Here is a 15,020-nt window from a genome sequence, read left to right as displayed (position 1 = left end):
TTAAATCTGCGCCGTCCGATCGACACGCGTTGTCCGGTTGGCCAACCCTTATGAGTTACAGTACCAATCGCCCCGTATGGACGATATTTTCGTCGCGCGAGTGATGTCGACCGAGCTGCAGACGGTAACGCCGGAGACCCTCGTCGAGGACGCGGGCCAGGTGATGCGTGACAACGGCGTAGGATCGGTCATCGTCGTCGACGAACGGAACCGACTCGAGGGGATCCTGACGACGACCGACTTCGTCGGCATCGTCGCCGAGAGCCAGCCGAAGGCCGAGACCTCGGTCTCCCGGTACATGACCACGGACGTCGTCACGACCGACGCCCAGGCGGGGATCCGAGACGCCGCGGATCTCATGGTCGAACGCGGCTTCCACCACCTCCCCGTCGTCGACGACGAGGAGGGCGTCATCGGCATCGTAACGACGACGGATCTGACCGCCTACCTCTCGCGAGTGCAGTCGCCGAGCCCCGAGGCGTAGTCGCCCCCCTTTCGTTCTCGGTCGGAGGGCGCCGACAGCGGACGGATCCAGGTAGCGCCGCCACTCCCGATGGTTCTCTTATCTCGAACGGCGCGGCCGCTCGAGGCGTTCACGTTACGAACCGTGGAGAGCGATGCTAAACTGAATCCTGCTTTCGGTGGATTTTCCGCCTGATGCGGCGGGTTCGGGTCGGTCGTAAGCGGGCGGCGAACCGAGACGACCGACCCGGTCGGGCCTCTCACCGTCGGCCTCGAACGGCGGCCCCTCGAGCGGCTCACGGCGGTCCTGAACGAGTATCACCGGGCTTATCCGATTGTGTTCGTATACTGCCGATAACTGGCCCCACGGTCGGAAAGAACGGGGCACCGATCGCAACTCGTGGTCTCGGACCGTCGATCGGAACCGGTCGTCGGAATACGTCCCATGGCTCAGCACACGAACGATCCGAACGACGCGCTCGGAACCGTGCCCGGCCTCGAGGGGTTACGCTCGAACGCGGAGCTTCGCGGCCCCGTCGAGGCCGGCGAGCAGGAGTCACACGGCCACCTCGCGCTACTCTACGAGAGCCGAGCCGAGCAGTTCGCGGCGACGATCCCGTTCGTCGCGAACGGTCTCGAGCGCGGGGAGCGGTGCGTCTACATCGTCGAGGAGAACGACACCGAAGACGTCATTGACGCCCTGCGGGACGCCCGTGTCGCCGTCGCCGACGCCCTCGACTCCGGGGCGCTCGAGGTACGGACCGCGGCGGAGTCGTACCTTCGGAACGGCGCGTTCGACGCCGACGGGATGATCGCGTTCCTCGAGGAGACGATCGATGACGCCGCCCGCGAGTACGCCGGCGTCCGGATCACGGGCGAGATGACGTGGGCGGTCGGCGACGACTCCGCTCTCGACGAGATCGTCGAGTACGAGCGGAAGCTCAACCGCGTTCTGCCCGACTCCGACGGGACCGCGCTCTGTCAGTACAACCGTGAGAAGTTCGACGCGGCGTTGCTCCGGGATATCATCGAGACACATCCGTACCTGATCTGCGACCGTACGGTCTGTCGGAACGTCTACTACACCCCGCCGTCGGAACTCTTCGGTTCCGACGAGCCCGAGCGCGAGGTCGAACGAAAGCTCGGAACGCTGCGCGAACGCACCGAGGCCCGCATCGATCTGCAGGACCACCACGAGCATCTGCGGCGGCAAAACGAGATCGCCGGCGCTCCCGACCGTTCCTTCGAGGAGAAGCTCCAGGAGCTGTTCGAGCTCGGTCTCGATCGATTCGACCTCGAGCTCGGCGCGATGGCGCGGGTCGACTGCGAGCGCGACCGATTCGAGGTCGAGTACGTCAGCGACGATCACGAGTACCTCGAACCCAGCGTCGAACTCCCGCTGTCGGAAACGTACTGTACCGCCGCGGCTGATATCGGGGACGCCACCAGCGTCACCGACCCCGAGGCGGAGGGGTTCGACGACGTCGCCGTCTACACCGAGTTCGGAATTCGCGCGTACCTGGGAACCTACGTCGAGATCGAGGGCGGGGACGACCGAACCTTCTTTTTCGTCGGCTCGGATCGGCGCGGGTCGTTCTCGGAGTCGAAACGAACCTTCGTCCGGATGATGGGCCGGTGGGTGAAGTACGAACTCGAGCACGAGCACCGGGATCGCCACCAGCGACGACTGTACGAGATTGCGGCCGATCCGAACCGCACGTTCGAGGAGAAGCTCGATGCGCTGTTCGAGCTCGGCCTCGATCGGCTCGACCTCGAGTTCGGGGCGCTGACGCGGATCGATTCGACCACCGACACCGTCGAGGTCGAGGCCACGAGCGGCGGTACGGATCCGCTCGCGTCGGGACAGGAACTGCCGCTGTCGGAGACGTACTGCCGGCTCACCGACGGCGCGGAGTCGACGACCGCGATCACCGATCCCGCGGGGCTCGAGCGAACGACCTACGAGCAACTGGGGATCGAGACCTACCTCGGCACCCGCATCGAGCTCGAGCACGGTCCCGACCGAACGTTCTTCTTCGCGGCCGGCGACGCCCGCGAGCACGGGTTCAGCGACGCCGAGCGCACCTTCCACCACCTGATGGCCCAGTGGGTGCACTACGAACTCGAGCGCAAACACCGAACGCAGGAGCTCGAAACCTCGAACGAACACTTAGAGCAGTTCGCCCACGCGGCCAGTCACGACCTCCAGGAGCCGCTGCGGATGGTCACCAGCTACCTCCAGCTGCTCGAACGGCGCTACGAGGGCGCCCTCGACGAGGACGGCGAGGAGTACCTCGAGTTCGCGGTCGACGGCGCCGACCGAATGCGGGAGATGATCGACGGCCTGCTGGCGTACTCCCGGGTCGAACGCCAGGGCGATCCCTTCGAGCCGACCGATCTCGAGGCGGTCGTCGAGGACGTCCGCGCGGATCTGGGCCTCCAGATCGAGGAAGCCGACGCCGAGGTGATCGTCGAAGAGCTCCCCCGCGTGATGGCCGACCGGAGTCAGATCCGGCAGGTGCTCCAGAACCTCCTGTCGAACGCGCTCACCTACAGCGAGGGCTCCCCGCGGATACGCGTCAGCGCCAGAAAGCGCGGCTCCGAGCGCGTCGTCACCGTCGCCGACGACGGGATCGGTATCGCGCCCGCGGATCAGGCTCGGATCTTCGCGATTTTCGACCGGCTCCACAGCCGCGGGGAGTACGCCGGATCGGGACTCGGGCTCGCGCTCTGTCAGCGAATCGTCGAGCGCCACGACGGCGAGCTCTGGGTCGACTCCGAACCCGGGGAGGGGGCGGCGTTCTCCTTTACCCTACCCGCCGTGCCCGAGAAGTAACGGGGCGTCCGAGGTTCGGGCAATATTTGATAGTCCGCTGTCTCTTATCGTCTTCCACAAGAGAGGACAACACGGTCCCGCAGTCAGAGACACGTAGTGCAAACCTCCACCTACCAGCGCGGGGATCCGCTCCTCGTTCCTCTCGAGTGCGGGTCGTTTCCGTGTAGCGGCCACACCAGACTACGCCATTCTCGAGCGATCGCCGCCCGTTTTGCCCGTGCCCTGGGATTGATACGTGTCGGCGGTGCAGGGGGACGACGATGGCCGACGGTGATCACCGAACCGATAAATCGGGGGGTATCGAGGTCGAATTCGAACTCGAGTGGGGCGATCGGCGGGGGGAGACGCTGGTCCGAACCTTCGAACGCGTGACGATTCTCGAGTCGGGGTGGCTCCGGGGGAGCGAGCCCTCCGACGGGTGTGGCGTGCGGTACTACCCGCCAACGCGGGTGTTGAATATTCGCTCGGATGAGCTTGCAGGAACTGGCTGAAGGAGGGCCCGTCTGACACGCTCGTTTTGGTCCCGATGGAGGCCACACGTTCGTGAGTATATTCTCGAGCCGTGTCGTCCCGGACTCGCCCAATGGTCGTCCTCGCTCCGTCGCCGAAAGGCGATATCAGATACTCCCGGGATAGTCACCGTGCGTTCGGTAGTGGGAGACGACCTTGACGAAGGCGCCGACGTGTAGAGCCACGACGACGACGATGGTAGCCGTGTACAGGAGATGGAGCGGATCCGCCGGCAGCGTTCCGTCCGGAGCGAAGACCTGATCGTAGATGTGAATCGTCAGCAGCCAGAACATAACGTACGTGCCGTGGCTCTGGTGCCACTTCCAGGCTTTCGGCCCCATGAACTGGTAGGCTGCGTTGTTCGAGGTGAGTGCCAAAATCACGGCGATGATCACCCCGACGATAGCGGCAAACGCCCAGGCGCTCATACCGACGACAAAGTCGATCACGGCCCAGTCCATGGAATCGAACACGGCAACGACGTGCACCAGCGACCAGATCACGAACCAGATCCCCAGTTCGGACCGCCAGTTCAACGGGAAGTTGCCGGAGAACTGCTGGTTGATCGACGGCCAGAGCTTCATCAACGGCCCGATGATCATGACCAAAAACAGGAGGAACCACGGGACGGCGGCGATTATCCGCGGTAAGGCGTAGCCTGCTGCCCACAGGAGGACCGCCATCGCGACACTGATGCCGACGACGGCAGCGTGGTGTTTGCTTCGATTGAACGGATCAACTGTCATCGTTCGAGTATCGGTCGGGGTTCATCTGTCGGTGAGAACTGGGCACGGTGTTAGGCATCGTCCGGATGCGTAACCTCGAGTTCGGCACCGTCTCGTGGATACGCGACACAGGTCAACAGCCACCCGTCGGCGATCTGGTCCTCGTCGAGGTACTCGTTGTCATCGTGACTGACGACGTCGGTAGCGTCCCCGTCGTACCTCGCGGTACACTCGCCGCAGCTGCCGACTTCACACGAGTACGGGATGTCCACGTCCGCCTCGAGGGCCGGATACAGCAGTTCCTCGGTCTCCTCGATCGTCACCTCGGTCTCCGTTCCGTCCTCGAGGAAGACGACGTCGTGTGCCGCAGCGTCCTCCGATTCGTCGTCCGAATCGTCGTCCAGACAGCCACTGACCGCGATACTCCCTGCAGTTCCCGCCGCGAGCAGGATGCGTCGGCGCTCGAGGTCGAACCGCGTTTTCGCCGGGCAGGACGAGGCGTCCGCTCGCGCGGAGCTGGGTGGTGAGTTGGTCATACAGGGAGACGCACCAGCAGGAGCGCCAAAATATCCCCCTCGAATTCTACCGGGCAGGGAACAACCCTCGTTTTGAAGAGGGCACGGCTCGGGAGCTGCACGAGAACGTGTCCTAACTGCAAGAGAAGGTTCTATATCCGAAGATTGCAGCTCGAGCATCGTAATTGGCGGGAAGACGCTGATTCGAAGTTTTTGACGGGTGGCAATCCTCGAGTCGAGGGTGTCTCCGAGGGAGCGGCTGAGTGGCGGAAAGAAATGGACTCGCTGGGACTGAGCAAACCCGAAGTCGTTCGAAAGGCGGTGCACAGCACCGCCTTTCGTGATGACGAAAGACGCGTAGCGTCTTTCGAACCAGTTTGCGAGGTACAGCGAGTTCATTGACTGGAGCGAACGAAGTGAGCGGAAGGAAATGGACTCGCTGGGATATTGAACTACGCCCAGGCGTTCCGGGTCGCTCGCTGCGCTCGCTTCCCGGGCTGCGACTGGTCTAGTTCAAATCCCAGCGTCGACAACTATGTGCACCGCTCGCGAGTTTGCTCGCGGTGCAAAATAGTGGACTCGCTGGGATTTGAACCCAGGGCCTCTTCCTTGCGAAGGAAGCGATCTACCACTGATCTACGAGCCCGCGACCGTTTCTACCCGCGGTTTCTACTTGTAGCTTGCGTTTCGGAAACGACGTGGGCCGCGAGGACACGCGACGGGCCTCGAGCCAGGCCTCCCACACTCCCACCCTCGAGTCACCTCCAAGACGATCACGCCGTCGAGCCGGCTCGAGCCCTCCTCGAGCCCACGTCCAGAACCCCGGCCCGACCGGCGAGCAGGCCGAGCAGGAACCCGGTGAAGTGGGCGATCAGGGCGACGCCGGGGGCGCCCGTCGCGATCGTGATCACGCCCGCGAGGACGACGAAGACGGCCACGGCGGCCCACCGGGGGATCTCGACGACCGACGCGAACGCATCCGAGAGGCGGTTGCCGGCGATCAGGTAGCCCGCCAGCGCGAACACCGCGCCGCTGGCGCCGAGGACGGCGGTCGGGTCGCCGACGCCGATCGAGGCGAAGAAGCTGCTCGCCACCACCTGCGTGATTCCGGCGAGCGCGCCCGTCACGAGGAAGAACGTGTGAAAGCGCAGCCGCGTCGTCGCGCGGGCGATCGGCCACCCGAACAGCACGAGCCCGACGCTGTTCGAGAGCAGGTGACCGAGCCCGCTGTGGGCGTAGACGCTGGTGATGATCGTCCAGGGGTTCGCGGTCAGGGGCGGCCCGAGGACGAACAGCCCGGCCATCAATCCGGCGCTGATAGCTGCGGCAATCGTCTGGGCGACGAGCACGACCACGAAGATCACCAGCACCTCGAGGATGGGACTCCCGGAGCGGAAGTCGGTATCGGAGCTGCGGCGCGAGCGGGTCACCATACTCCCGGTATGGGTTACGGTAGTAAAAGTTCACGCGGCCTACACTCGCCTGCTGTGACAGTACCGCGGCTACCGGGGCGCGAAAAACGGAAAATCCGCGGTCGAGATCAGTCCTCGAGGACGATCTCGATCGAAACGTCGTTCGGCACCTGGATGCGCATGAGCTGGCGGAGTGCGCGTTCGTCGGCGTCCAGATCGATCAGGCGCTTGTGGACGCGCATCTCCCAGTGCTCCCACGTGGCGGTGCCCTCGCCGTCAGGCGACTTCCGGGTCGGCACCTCGAGGGTCTTCGTCGGCAGCGGGATCGGACCGCTCAGGTTGACGCCGGTGTTACTCGCGATCTCGCGGACATCGTCGCAGATGTCGTCCAGGTCCTCCGGACTGGTGCCCGCGAGTCGAACGCGTGCCTGCTGCATTTATTCGTTGACCTCGAGGACCTTGCCGGCCGCGATGGTCTGACCCATGTCACGGATGGCGAAGCTCCCGAGTTCGGGGATCTCGCTGGACGGCTCGATGCTGAGGGGCTTCTGCGGTCGGATGGTGACCACAGCAGCGTCACCCGACTGGATGAAGTCGGGGTTCTCCTCGGCGACCTCGCCGCTTGCGGGGTCCATCTTCTTGTCGATGGACTCGATCGTACAGGCGACCTGGGCCGTGTGGGCGTGGAAGACCGGCGTGTAGCCGGCCGTGATGACCGAGGGGTGCTGCATGACGACGACCTGCGCCTGGAACGTCTCGGCGACGCTTGGCGGGTCCTCGGCGGGGCCACAGACGTCACCGCGGCGGATGTCGTCCTTGCCGATGCCGCGGACGTTGAATCCGACGTTGTCACCGGGCTCGGCCTTGGGGACCTCCTCGTGGTGCATCTCGATCGTCTTCACTTCGCCGCCCACGTCGCTGGGCTGGAAGGAGACGTCGTCGCCGACGTTCATGATACCGGTCTCGATACGTCCGACTGGGACGGTACCGATGCCGGAGATCGTGTAAACGTCCTGGATCGGGAGTCGGAGCGGCGCGTCCGTCGGCGGCTCCGGCTCCGGCAGGTCGTTCAGGGCCTCGAGCAGGGTACGGCCGTCGTACCACGACGTGTTCTCGGAGGTCTCGGCGATGTTGTCGCCCTCGAACGCCGAGATCGGGATGAACGAGGCGCCGTCGGTCTGGAACTGAACCTGCTTGAGCAGCTGGTTGACTTCCTCGACGACCTCGTCGAAGGTGTCCTCCTTGTAGTCGACGACGTCCATCTTGTTGACGCCGATGATCAGCTCGTCGATACCCAGGGTGCGGGCCAGGAAGACGTGCTCCTGGGTCTGGGGTGCGACGCCGTCGTCGGCGGCGACGACGAGGACGGCGTTGTCGGCCTGGCTCGCGCCAGTGATCATGTTCTTGACGAAGTCGCGGTGACCAGGACAGTCAACGATAGTGAACTCGTACTCTTCGGTCGAGAACTCCTGGTGGGCGATGTCGATAGTGACACCGCGCTCTCGCTCCTCCGCGAGGTTGTCCATGACGTAGGCGAACTCGAAGCCGCCTTTGCCCTTCTCTTCCGCTTCTTCGCGGTGCTGTTCAATGACGTGCTCTGGTACGCTTCCCGTCTCGTAGAGGAGGCGTCCCACGAGCGTACTCTTCCCGTGGTCAACGTGACCGATGATGGCCAGGTTCTGGTGTCGTTTGTCGCTCATTGTTGTAGCTCACGCGCAAAGGCGCTTATGTCGGTATCTTTTGCTCGTTGCGGTTAAAACCATTTCGAAAGCGTATTCGACCGAACCCGACGCCGGCTTGCGGTTTGTGTCTCGTACGCACGATTTCGATTACCGGACGACGGCGTCGAGGTGAGGGAAGTCGAACGCGCCGAACGACCGTCGACCGACGATACCGGAGTGCAGCGGCTCGCAGACGGCGACTACAGCTCCGGCAGTCGACCGACGTCCGACAGCACCGCCGTCGCGGTCTCCGGACCGCCCGCGCCCCGGCCGCTGTTGTGGAGGCTGCCCGCGTGTTTGGTCTCGAGCTGGACGATGTTTCGCGTCCCCGTCACCGCGAGCGCGCCGTTTTCGGGGACGAGCCGCGGCCCGACGCGGACCCCATCGCGGGAGGCCTCGCCGATGAGCCGGATCGTCCGGCCGTCCTCGGCCGCGAGCTCGAGCGCGCTCCCGGGAATCGACTGGATCCCCTCGACGGTCGCGTCCTCGAGCGAGAACCCGCCGTCGGCCAGCACGTTCGCGAGGATGACGAACTTCAGCGCGGCGTCGGTGCCGTCGACGTCGAAGGTGGGATCGGCTTCCGCCACGCCGAGGTCCTGGGCCTCCGCGAGCACGTGCTCGTAGTCGAGTCCCTCCGCGGCCATGCGCGTGAGGATGAAGTTCGCGGTGCCGTTGAGCACGCCTCGGGCCGCCGTCACCGCTTGGGGCGTACAGTCCTCGATCGTCGACAGCACCGGGATGGCGCCGCCGACGGTCGCCTCGAAACGGATCGAACCCGCGCTGTCGGCCTCGAGCGCGCGCAGCTCCTCGTAGCGCTCGGCGACGGGTCCCTTGTTCGCTAACACGACGTGGTGGTCGGTCTCGAGCGCGCGCTCGACGTGGGTGAAGCCGGGCTCGGCGTCGCCCAGCGTCGTCGGCGTCGCCTCGACGAGGACGTCGTAGTCGGTCTCGAAGAGCGTCGCGGGGTCGGCGGTGCCGACGGGCTCGCCCCCGGCCTTGCGCTCGAGGGCACCCTCGACGTCGATCCCGTCGGCGTCGACCGACGCGCCGCTCGAGTCGGCGATCGCGACGACCTCGTGGCCGTACTCACCTGCGAGGTCGGCGACCGATCGACCGACGTCGCCGGCCCCGACGATAGCGAGTCGCATCAGGCCTCACCTCCGAGCAGCGGCTCGACGACGGTCAGTTCCTTGTCGGTGCCGATCGCGCGGATCGTCTCGAAGACCTGCTCGGCGCGGCCGGAGTCGATCGCGAGCCGGAGTCGCGCGCTCGCGGTCGCGTTCGTCCCCTCGGGGGCCGCCAGCGAGAGGTCCTTGACGACCGCGTCGGCCTCGCTCTCGACCCGCGAGAGCGTCTCCGAGAGGTCGGTCTCGACGAGGTCGCCGACAAGGACGACCGAGAGCTCCTCGCCGTAGTGTTCCGCGCCGGCCTGGATCACGTTGATGCCGGCGTCTCGCAGCGCGTCGACGATCCCGTCGAAGCGCTCGGGCGGGCTCTCGAGGTCGACCTCGACGGGGATGTGGCCCCGCGGCGTGATGTTGCCGCGCTCGTGGTGGATGCTCAGGAGATTGCCGCCGTTGGCCGAGATCGGCTCGAGCGCGCGGAGCAACTCGCCGGGCTCGTCGACCAGTTCGAGGCGGACGGTGTAGGCGCGTACGCCGCCGTCGGTCTCGGGTTCCTCCTCGTCGGACTCGGGCTCGGGCGCGTCAGCCATCGTCGTCACCTCCGAACTGCGGGCGTCCAGGCGTTGTCATACTCTGTGACTCCGTAATGGGCGTGTAAAAGGATATAGGACTTCCCAAAACTCTCCGGCCGTGTCAACAGCCGCCACGGCCGCTCGAGATCGGACTTAGAGGTGGTCCTCGCCGGGGTTCGAGGAGCCCCAGTCGCCCCGTCCACCCTCGGTGCGGTCGACCCCCATGATCGACTCGGCCTGGTCCGGGCCGCCGAGGCTCTCGCGGGCGTCCGGGATGCGAACCGTGACCTCGTCGATCTCGGACCACGTGATCAGTTCGGCCTCGATGTTGCTCGTCGTGATGTCGCCGACCGAACACCCCTTGCAGCCGCCGCCGAGTTCGATGATGACCTCGCCGTCGTCGGGGTCGGCCTTCCGGACCGCGCTGGTCCCTCCGTGCATCTGGATGATCGGCATCTCGCGCGTGAGCCACGCCTCGACTCGGTCTTTGAGCGGGTCGTCCTCGGAGTCAGTCATCGCCCGATCTACGGACTCGAGCGATGAATAGGTTTGGTCGGAAACCCTCACGATCGTTCGATACAGCGCCGACGGACCGGTTCCAGTTCGGACGCGCTCAGCGGGTCGAACGCTACCCCGCGTGGCCGCGTCGCCCGCGGTCCGCGATGAACGTGCGCCGAGGCGACTCGCGGCCGGAGGGCGGTTCTCGACGTCCCTCGAGTACAAACGCTGCGGTTCGGTGAGAATTCGGCCGAGAGTGGAACGACACGGCTGACGGCTCGAGCGCGCGAGAAAACTGCCGACGCGATCCCCGGCACGCGCGGCCGACGGACCACATAGCGCGCCGGACCGGAGTCGACGGACAACGGTCGGTGTCAGCTTCGCATTCGCTGTCTGTCGCCCGTCCCCTCGGTCAGGGCGCTGGCGATCGCTCCCTCGAGAACGACGTCGTCGCCGTGGTCGGTGACCCGGATCTCGGGGACGTTGTTCAACAGCATCCCCGAGACGCGTTCGCGGATCGGGTCGACGACCAGCGCCTCGTTGTGCAGGGCGACGGCCCCGCCGAAGGAGACGACGATCGGCGCGAACGACTGGACGACGTTGGTGACCCCGATCGCGTTCCAGTGGGCGAGCTGCTCGATAGTGTAGTCGGCCAGCTCGTCCTCGCCGGCCAGCTCGAAGACGTCCTTCGCGGTAAAGTCGGGGCTCTCGAGGGGGAGCTCCGTCGAGACGGTCGGATCGTCGTCGGCCAGCAGCCGCGCGAAGTCGGGGATGCCGTTGCCCGAGCAGTACGCCTCCCAGTGGCCGTCGTGGCCGCAGCCGCAGGTCAGCCGGCCGCGCGGATCGATGACGCAGTGACCGACCTCGCCGACGTTGCCGTCCCAGCCGGCCAGTATCTCGCCGTCACAGCAGACGCCGGCGCCGACGCCCGATGAGAGGGTAATATAGACCATGTCGTCGGGGTTGCGGGCGGCGTGGAACCGCTCGCCGATGACGCCCGCGGCGGTGTCGTTGTGGAGGTGGACCTCGTCGCTGTCGATGAGCTTCTCGATCGGACCCGTCAGCGGGATGCGGTCGATCGAGTCGGGCAGGTTCGCCGGATCGATCACCGCTCCCTCCGCGAGGTCGAACGGGCCGATCGAGCCGATGCCCGCGGCGGCGATCTCCTCGGGTGCGACCCCGGCGTCGCCACACGCCTCGCGAAGCGTTCGAAGAACCCCCTCGGTAACGTCGATCCCGGTGGGACCCCGCGGCGTCCCGTTGCGACTGATGCCGATCGTCGTCGCGTCGTCGGTCGCGACGGCCGCCCGGACGTTCGTCGCGCCGAGGTCGACGCCCGCGTAGTAGACCATACTACAGCAGAGCACGGTCGTCGTACTTAACTACCGGTATCTTCACTCGGCACCGAGTAGCGACCGAACCACGCTCGGACGCCACAGGTATGACACATGAGAACATAGGGAACGTATGGCAACCGACGAGTACGACTCCGACCCGGTGCCGGGTGCGGCGCTCACCGACGCGGAGCTCGAGGCGCTCCACGAGGTCGAACTCGGCTTCGAGTGGCTCCAGCGCGCTCAGGGCTGTCTGCTCGAGTTCCACCACGCGACGGGCCACGGGATGGACCACCTCGACGACGCCGAACAGCTGCTCAGAGAAAGCGGTCACGACGACCTCGCCGACGCCATTCGAACCCAGCTACTCCCACACGGCGTCGTCGACGGCGACCGCTGGTCGTACGACGTGCTCGAGGACTTTCAGGGGACGCTGCTGGCCGAGACGGCCGCGCTCGAGGCCCGCGTCCGGCGAGAGCTAGTCGACGGTCGGCGCCACGTTCCCGAGCGACGGCAGGAGCAACGGTGGAAGGAGCGGGCAGATCGAGACGAGCCGACAGAACGGACCACGAGCGAGGACGAGTAGCCGTCCGCCCCGCTCACTCCATCACGTCGAGATCCCGGTAGTAGGTGACGGGACAGGGAGCGTCGAGGATGATCTCCTGGGAGACCGAGCCGAGCACCGCCTTCTCGGCCGGCGAGCGGCGCCGACCCCCGACGACCAGCCGGTCGGCGTCGACCGCCCGCGCCAGCTCGACGACCTCGGTGCCGACGTCGCCGAGCGTCCCGCGGATCTCGGTCTCGACGCCCGCCGCCGAGAGACGCTCCTCGAGGTCGGAAACCGGCGGCCGACGGGCTGCGACCGCGGTGGGGTCGACGTCCTCGACGCGCTCCTCGAAGCCGAGGTTCTCGCGGAACTCCTCGTACTCCGCCTCGGTGAACGCGTGGCCGATCACGACGGTCGCCTCGAGCGGGGCCGCGATCTCGAGGACGGTCTCGGCGAGCTCCTCGGCCCGGACGGTGTCCATCGGCCCGACCGCGAGCAGGACGGTATCGATAGCCATGCGGGTACGTGACGGTGCTATCTGCTTAACTATTCCCGATCCCGCAACGGGCGGCGCAGCCAAGCGCTCCAGGAACCACCCCAGCTTGACATCCTCCCGCGCCTAAAGACGCGGGAATCCACGAAGTTGATATTCAGGTTGCGCGTTTCCTCGAGGCTCAAGTACGCTTTCGCGTGACCTGTCAACGGTCGCCGTCCAGTTGTGACCAAGGACGTGCTTTGCAGCGCGTGCAGCCCTGTCAATAGGGCCTTCCTCCCCGCATACAGCGGGCGTCGACAGCGTGGAACAACGTTCCACGAGCAATCGGGCATAGCCCGATGACGACGGCTGGCTATTCAACCAGCGAGGTAGCACGGTTCGCGTCAGCCGAACTGTTACGCCGTGCATGGTTCACCCTCCCGTTGTGCAATGTTCTCCGAAGCGTTCAGGTCGGCGTGGCGTCCACGGTCGCACTCCGAACACGAAAAGTGGTCGCCATCACGGGTTCCCATCGAACCACACGCCGAACATCGCTGGCTGGTATGGTACGCATCGACCTTTTCGACGCGGATACCAGCACGTTCGGCCTTGTATGTGATGAACTGTTGGAGTTGGTCGAAGTGCCACGAGTGAACGCCCGACCATGAGCTGTTCTCGCGGATGCCTTCGAGGTCTTCCATCCGAATGACGGGGTTCTCGAACTGTTCTGCGAACGTGACTACGGACTGCGAGAGCGATGAGGCGAACTCCAAGCGGTGGCCGATCGACGTTTCGGCCGAGCGACTCAGTCGCCGTTCTCCTCGTCGCCGCGGACGAACGTCACCGGACACGGCGAGGAGAGCAGGACCTCCTGAGCCGTCGAGCCGAAGACGGCCTTCCCGGTCGGCGAGCGACGGCGACCGCCGACGACGACCCGGTCGGCGGCGACTCCGGTCGCCAGCTCGACGATCGTCGAGCCGTGGTCGCCGATGTCGCCGCGGATGTCGTAATCGACGTCCGCCTCGTCGAACTTCCGGCGCAGGTCTCTGATCGTCGAGTGCCGAGAGGCGACCTCGTCGGGACGGACCTGGCCGCTCCCGTCGTCCATCTCGAGGTTCTCGAGCACCTCGTTGTACTCGTCCTGGGTGAAGATGTGGGCCAGAACGACCGTCGCGTTCGCGGGCTGTGCGACTTCGATCACGGTCTCCGCGAGCTCGTCGGTTCGGTCGGCGTCGCCCGGACCGACGGCGAGGAGAATCGTTTGTAACGTCATACCGTCCCTATGTCCCGGTGTTGACTTAAGTTCGGGAGTTCCGGGGCTGGTTCTGCGCGCTGATCACCGGTTCCGGGTCGCTTTTCTCCGCTGTTGCCGACGAACGGAGTATGAACGATCCCGACCTTTCGGACCGAACCGTCCTCGTCACGGGCAGCGCGCGAGGCGTCGGCCGCGAACTCCTGCTCGCGACCGCCGACTGCGGCGCGAAGACGGCCGTCCACTACCACACCAGTGCTGACGCCGCCCGCGAGGTCGCCGAGGAGGCCCGCGACCGGGGCGCGCCCGAGGCGATGACGGTACAGGGCGACGTCACCGACCCCGAGAGCGTCGACGGGCTCTTCGCGGCCGTCGAGGCCGAGCTCGGCAGTGTCAACGTCCTCGTGAACAACGTCGGGGACTTCGCGCCCGCCCACTGGGAGGGCCTCGAGTTCGACGCCTGGAACCGGGTGCTCGAGACCAACCTCAACGGCACCTACCTCTGTTCGAAGCGCGCGCTGCCGGCGATGCGCGAAGAGGAGTACGCCCGGATCGTCAACGTCGGCTACGCCTCCTCCGAGAAGGGGCTGGTGAACCCGAAGAACTTCCCCTATTTCGTCGCGAAGGCGGGCGTGTTGATGTTCACGCGGATGCTCGCCGCCGACACCCAGGACGACGGGATCACTGTCAACGCCGTCTCGCCGTACGTCGTCGAGAACTCCGACGAGTTCCCCGAGGAGCTCCCGCAGGACCGCCCCGCGAGCTTCGACGACCTGGTCAACCCGCTGCTATTCTTCCTCGATCCCGACACCGGGTACGTCAGCGGCGAAAATATCGAGGTCGACGGCGGCTGGCTGCCCGAGGACGTGTAGCGACACGAGCGGCCGAACCGCGGCGCGTCGCGCCGCGGATTTTTTGGGCTCTTGCTGAGCGAAGCGAAGCAACGGTCAGCGAGAGCCTACGCTCTCGCCGGACAGATTTTTGCGAGGAGCGGTCGCTCGCCGAGTGAGCGCTCCGACGACGTAAAAAGGTGGGTG

The 15,020-nt window shown here is 65.8% G+C and carries 16 protein-coding genes, 1 tRNA gene and 1 pseudogene; 5 read left to right on the top strand and 13 right to left on the bottom strand.

All coding sequences use genetic code 11. The features are described 5' to 3' along the window. Positions 1-76: 76 nt before the first annotated feature. The 3 genes from ACFEMD_RS01840 to ACFEMD_RS01830 all read left to right on the top strand — a co-directional run bounded on the left by ACFEMD_RS01840 (position 77) and on the right by ACFEMD_RS01830 (position 3,789). Positions 77-484 carry a CBS domain-containing protein gene (locus ACFEMD_RS01840; protein WP_394739169.1) on the top strand — a complete coding sequence of 136 codons (408 nt, stop codon included), beginning with the start codon at positions 77-79 and terminating at the stop codon, positions 482-484. Positions 485-907: 423 nt separating this feature from the next. Next, complete coding sequence (locus ACFEMD_RS01835; RefSeq protein WP_394739168.1) at positions 908-3,298, top strand: MEDS domain-containing protein; 2,391 nt, start codon at positions 908-910, stop codon at positions 3,296-3,298. 260 nt (positions 3,299-3,558) lie between these two features. Continuing rightward, complete coding sequence (locus ACFEMD_RS01830; protein WP_394739167.1) at positions 3,559-3,789, top strand: hypothetical protein; 231 nt, start codon at positions 3,559-3,561, stop codon at positions 3,787-3,789. 126 nt (positions 3,790-3,915) lie between these two features. On the opposite strand, the gene ACFEMD_RS01825 is transcribed toward ACFEMD_RS01830, so the two are convergent. The 10 genes from ACFEMD_RS01825 to ACFEMD_RS01780 form a co-directional block, all read right to left on the bottom strand. Continuing rightward, positions 3,916-4,554: a hypothetical protein gene (locus ACFEMD_RS01825; protein ID WP_394739166.1), complete on the bottom strand. Its 639-nt coding sequence runs from the start codon at positions 4,552-4,554 to the stop codon at positions 3,916-3,918. A 50-nt stretch (positions 4,555-4,604) separates the two neighbouring features. Beyond that, entirely contained in the window at positions 4,605-5,069 is a 465-nt protein-coding gene (locus tag ACFEMD_RS01820; RefSeq protein ID WP_394739165.1) for a 2Fe-2S iron-sulfur cluster-binding protein, read from the bottom strand. Positions 5,070-5,622: 553 nt separating this feature from the next. Continuing rightward, positions 5,623-5,694: transfer RNA gene (locus tag ACFEMD_RS01815), tRNA-Ala, on the bottom strand. A 127-nt stretch (positions 5,695-5,821) separates the two neighbouring features. Next, positions 5,822-6,481 carry a rhomboid family intramembrane serine protease gene (locus tag ACFEMD_RS01810; protein ID WP_394739164.1) on the bottom strand — a complete coding sequence of 220 codons (660 nt, stop codon included), beginning with the start codon at positions 6,479-6,481 and terminating at the stop codon, positions 5,822-5,824. Between the two features lie 107 nt (positions 6,482-6,588). Next, positions 6,589-6,897 carry a 30S ribosomal protein S10 gene (rpsJ, locus tag ACFEMD_RS01805; RefSeq protein WP_005552865.1) on the bottom strand — a complete coding sequence of 103 codons (309 nt, stop codon included), beginning with the start codon at positions 6,895-6,897 and terminating at the stop codon, positions 6,589-6,591. Beyond that, a complete protein-coding gene (gene tuf / locus ACFEMD_RS01800) occupies positions 6,898-8,160 on the bottom strand; it encodes a translation elongation factor EF-1 subunit alpha (protein ID WP_394739163.1) in 1,263 nt (420 codons plus the stop codon). A 221-nt stretch (positions 8,161-8,381) separates the two neighbouring features. Beyond that, on the bottom strand, positions 8,382-9,329 hold the full coding sequence (locus ACFEMD_RS01795; RefSeq protein WP_394739162.1) for a homoserine dehydrogenase: 948 nt from the start codon (positions 9,327-9,329) through the stop codon (positions 8,382-8,384). Further along, the gene (locus tag ACFEMD_RS01790; protein ID WP_394739161.1) at positions 9,329-9,895 is read right to left on the bottom strand and encodes an amino acid-binding protein; all 567 of its coding nucleotides are present in this window, start codon (positions 9,893-9,895) and stop codon (positions 9,329-9,331) included. Before ACFEMD_RS01790 ends, ACFEMD_RS01795 begins: the two co-directional genes overlap by 1 nt. Positions 9,896-10,030: 135 nt before the next feature. Continuing rightward, on the bottom strand, positions 10,031-10,393 hold the full coding sequence (locus tag ACFEMD_RS01785) for a NifU family protein (protein ID WP_049891344.1): 363 nt from the start codon (positions 10,391-10,393) through the stop codon (positions 10,031-10,033). Positions 10,394-10,749: 356 nt separating this feature from the next. Next, positions 10,750-11,727 carry an ROK family protein gene (locus ACFEMD_RS01780; protein WP_394739160.1) on the bottom strand — a complete coding sequence of 326 codons (978 nt, stop codon included), beginning with the start codon at positions 11,725-11,727 and terminating at the stop codon, positions 10,750-10,752. A gap of 115 nt (positions 11,728-11,842) precedes the next feature. Here ACFEMD_RS01780 and ACFEMD_RS01775 point away from each other — a divergent pair, with 115 nt between their 5' ends. Continuing rightward, the gene (locus ACFEMD_RS01775; RefSeq protein WP_394739159.1) at positions 11,843-12,295 is read left to right on the top strand and encodes a hypothetical protein; all 453 of its coding nucleotides are present in this window, start codon (positions 11,843-11,845) and stop codon (positions 12,293-12,295) included. Between the two features lie 13 nt (positions 12,296-12,308). On the opposite strand, the gene ACFEMD_RS01770 is transcribed toward ACFEMD_RS01775, so the two are convergent. From ACFEMD_RS01770 to ACFEMD_RS01760, 3 genes and pseudogenes are all read right to left on the bottom strand, one after another. Next, complete coding sequence (locus ACFEMD_RS01770; protein ID WP_394739158.1) at positions 12,309-12,773, bottom strand: universal stress protein; 465 nt, start codon at positions 12,771-12,773, stop codon at positions 12,309-12,311. Positions 12,774-13,147: 374 nt separating this feature from the next. Further along, a pseudogene (locus ACFEMD_RS01765) lies at positions 13,148-13,588 on the bottom strand (zinc ribbon domain-containing protein); the annotation flags it as partial. After that, positions 13,537-14,004, bottom strand: a complete 468-nt coding sequence (locus ACFEMD_RS01760; RefSeq protein WP_005552877.1) for a universal stress protein — start codon at positions 14,002-14,004, stop codon at positions 13,537-13,539. The gene ACFEMD_RS01760 and the pseudogene ACFEMD_RS01765, both read right to left, overlap by 52 nt. A gap of 110 nt (positions 14,005-14,114) precedes the next feature. On the opposite strand from ACFEMD_RS01760, the gene ACFEMD_RS01755 reads away from it, so the two are divergent. After that, positions 14,115-14,855, top strand: coding sequence for an SDR family NAD(P)-dependent oxidoreductase (locus tag ACFEMD_RS01755; RefSeq protein WP_394739157.1), 741 nt, complete (start codon positions 14,115-14,117; stop codon positions 14,853-14,855). Positions 14,856-15,020: the final 165 nt, after the last annotated feature.

Origin of the sequence: Natronococcus roseus (genome assembly GCF_043677095.1) — an archaeon.
Taxonomy (GTDB): Archaea; Halobacteriota; Halobacteria; order Halobacteriales; family Natrialbaceae; genus Natronococcus; species Natronococcus roseus.
Note: the sequence above shows the minus strand (reverse complement) of the source record. Positions and strands in the feature narration are given on the sequence as shown.

Coding starts and splice junctions, on each gene's coding strand:
- ACFEMD_RS01840 (WP_394739169.1), top strand. CDS start 77: ATGGACGATATTTTCGTCGCGCGAGTGATGTCGACCGAGCTGCAGACG.
- ACFEMD_RS01835 (WP_394739168.1), top strand. CDS start 908: ATGGCTCAGCACACGAACGATCCGAACGACGCGCTCGGAACCGTGCCC.
- ACFEMD_RS01830 (WP_394739167.1), top strand. CDS start 3,559: ATGGCCGACGGTGATCACCGAACCGATAAATCGGGGGGTATCGAGGTC.
- ACFEMD_RS01825 (WP_394739166.1), bottom strand. CDS start 4,554: ATGACAGTTGATCCGTTCAATCGAAGCAAACACCACGCTGCCGTCGTC.
- ACFEMD_RS01820 (WP_394739165.1), bottom strand. CDS start 5,069: ATGACCAACTCACCACCCAGCTCCGCGCGAGCGGACGCCTCGTCCTGC.
- ACFEMD_RS01810 (WP_394739164.1), bottom strand. CDS start 6,481: ATGGTGACCCGCTCGCGCCGCAGCTCCGATACCGACTTCCGCTCCGGG.
- rpsJ (WP_005552865.1), bottom strand. CDS start 6,897: ATGCAGCAGGCACGCGTTCGACTCGCGGGCACCAGTCCGGAGGACCTG.
- tuf (WP_394739163.1), bottom strand. CDS start 8,160: ATGAGCGACAAACGACACCAGAACCTGGCCATCATCGGTCACGTTGAC.
- ACFEMD_RS01795 (WP_394739162.1), bottom strand. CDS start 9,329: ATGCGACTCGCTATCGTCGGGGCCGGCGACGTCGGTCGATCGGTCGCC.
- ACFEMD_RS01790 (WP_394739161.1), bottom strand. CDS start 9,895: ATGGCTGACGCGCCCGAGCCCGAGTCCGACGAGGAGGAACCCGAGACC.
- ACFEMD_RS01785 (WP_049891344.1), bottom strand. CDS start 10,393: ATGACTGACTCCGAGGACGACCCGCTCAAAGACCGAGTCGAGGCGTGG.
- ACFEMD_RS01780 (WP_394739160.1), bottom strand. CDS start 11,727: ATGGTCTACTACGCGGGCGTCGACCTCGGCGCGACGAACGTCCGGGCG.
- ACFEMD_RS01775 (WP_394739159.1), top strand. CDS start 11,843: ATGGCAACCGACGAGTACGACTCCGACCCGGTGCCGGGTGCGGCGCTC.
- ACFEMD_RS01770 (WP_394739158.1), bottom strand. CDS start 12,773: ATGGCTATCGATACCGTCCTGCTCGCGGTCGGGCCGATGGACACCGTC.
- ACFEMD_RS01760 (WP_005552877.1), bottom strand. CDS start 14,004: ATGACGTTACAAACGATTCTCCTCGCCGTCGGTCCGGGCGACGCCGAC.
- ACFEMD_RS01755 (WP_394739157.1), top strand. CDS start 14,115: ATGAACGATCCCGACCTTTCGGACCGAACCGTCCTCGTCACGGGCAGC.